Here is a 2,048-nt window from a genome sequence, read left to right on the forward strand (position 1 = left end):
CTCGAACAGGTCGAACGCGCGGTAGCGCACCCCGGGATGGGTGTCGGCGATCACCTGGGGGTCGCGGATGTCGGCCTTGCCCATCTCAACGAACCGGCCGCCGCGCGGCAGCAGACCGAGGGAGGCGTCGACGAACTCGCCCGCCAGCGCGTCCAGGACCACGTCCACGCCCTCGCCGCCGGTCGCCCGGGCGAAGGTGTCCGCGAACTCCAAGTCCCGTGAGGACGCGATCCGTTCAGCCGGCACGCCCAGCGCCCGCACGGACTCCCACTTGGACGGGCTCGCGGTCGCGTAGACCTCCGCGCCCAGGCGCGTGGCGATCTGCACCGCGGCCATCCCGACGCCACCCGCCGCAGAGTGCACCAGCACGCGCTCCCCGGCCGACAGCCCGGCCAGGTGCAGCAGACCGTAGTACGCGGTGAGGTACACCACCGGCACCGCGGCCGCCTGCTCGAACGACCAGCCCGCGGGCATCGGCGCGACCATCCGCCGGTCCGCGACCGCCGCCGTACCGAACGACTCGAGGATGAGGCCCATCACCCGGTCGCCGGGCGCCAGGTCCGTGACCTCGGCACCGGTTTCCAGCACGACCCCCGCCGCCTCACTGCCCAGGGGCGCTTCCCCGGGGTACATGCCGAGCGTGATCAGAACGTCGCGGAAGTTCAGGCCCGCGGCCCGCACGGCGATCCGTACCTCGCCCACGCCCAGCGGGCGGTCCTTATCGGACGGTACGAGCGCCAGGCCCTCCAACGACCCCTTCGTGACCGCCTGCAGCAGCCACGGACCCTCGGTAGGAGCCGTCGAGGCAGTCGCCCGCGTCAGGCGGGGCGCCAGCACCTGCCCGCCGCGCACCGCGACCTGCGCCTCGGCCATGGCGGCGAGCGCGGCCCAGTCCCGACCCACGCCTCCGCCACCGGCAAGGTCACCATCCCAGCCGTTGCCGCCGGTTCCGCCGTCGCCGCCGGCCGGGTCCGCCTCCGGATCAAGGTCCACCAGGACGAAGCACCCCGGGTGCTCCGACTGCGCGCTGCGCACCAGACCCCACACCGGCGCGGCCACCACGTCCGGCGCCTCGCCGCTTGTCGAGATCGCGCCCCGGGTGACCAGCACCAGCCGCGCGCCCGACAGGGACTCCGCGGCCAGCCACTCCTGCACCAGCCCCAGCGTCTCCGCCGCCACCGCACGTACGGCGTCGGCTTCCTCACCGGCACCCGGTGCGGCCCCGACCGCGGCGACCACCACGTCCGGCGCCGCCGCACCCGCCGCCACCGCGCCGGTCAGCGCGGCGAGGTCCGCGTACCGCTCGCCGCGGCCGGCCAGATCGCCGAGCACCGCCGCCGGCACCAGGCCGGCGATGTCCGCGGCCCGGACCGGAACCCAGTCCACCGTGAACAGACTGTCCTGCCCGTTCCGCTGGGTGCGTTCGAGCTGCGCCTGGTCGACGGTACGGAAGGCGACGGCGTCCACCGCCGCGATCGCGGCCCCCGAGTCGTCGGCGAGGTCGAAGCGGTACGCGGAGTCGCCCGCCGGGGTGATCATGACCCGGGCCCGCGGCCCGGATGCCGGCCCAGTCGATATGCCCGACCACGAGAAGGGCAGGCCCACCTGGGAACCGGCCTGCGCGTCGAGCAGGCTGCCGTGGAGTGCGGCGTCCAGCAGCGCCGGGTGGATGCCGAACCCCTGGGCGGAGCCGGCGTCCTCCTCCGGCAGGACCACTTCGGCGTAGACCCGCTCGCCGTCGCGCCACACCGCCTGGAGCCCCTGGAACAGCGGGCCGTACTCGTAGCCCGCCTCCGCCAGCTTGTCGTACAGCCCCTCGACCGGGACCTGCACGGCGCCCGCCGGCGGCCAGGACGCGGGGAACGGCACAGGGGGCTCGACTTCCGAGCCGAGCTTGCCGCGGGCGTGGCAGGTGGGCTGGACGCTCTCCTGCCCGCTGCTCTCGCTCGGCGTGGTGTAGATCGCGATGTCACGGTGACCGTCCTCGTCGGGCGCGGCCACCGTGACCTGGAGGTCCAGCTCATCGCCCTCCGAAAGCAGCAGCGGGA

At 74.7% G+C, this 2,048-nt stretch carries 1 protein-coding gene; it reads right to left on the bottom strand.

Annotated elements, in window-relative coordinates; translation table 11 throughout:
* A partial coding sequence (locus tag FCI23_RS55385; RefSeq protein WP_136731719.1) for a polyketide synthase dehydratase domain-containing protein occupies nucleotides 1-2,048 on the bottom strand: 2,048 nt, incomplete at both ends.

Source organism: Actinacidiphila oryziradicis (assembly GCF_005047355.1).
GTDB lineage: Bacteria > Actinomycetota > Actinomycetes > Streptomycetales > Streptomycetaceae > Actinacidiphila > Actinacidiphila oryziradicis.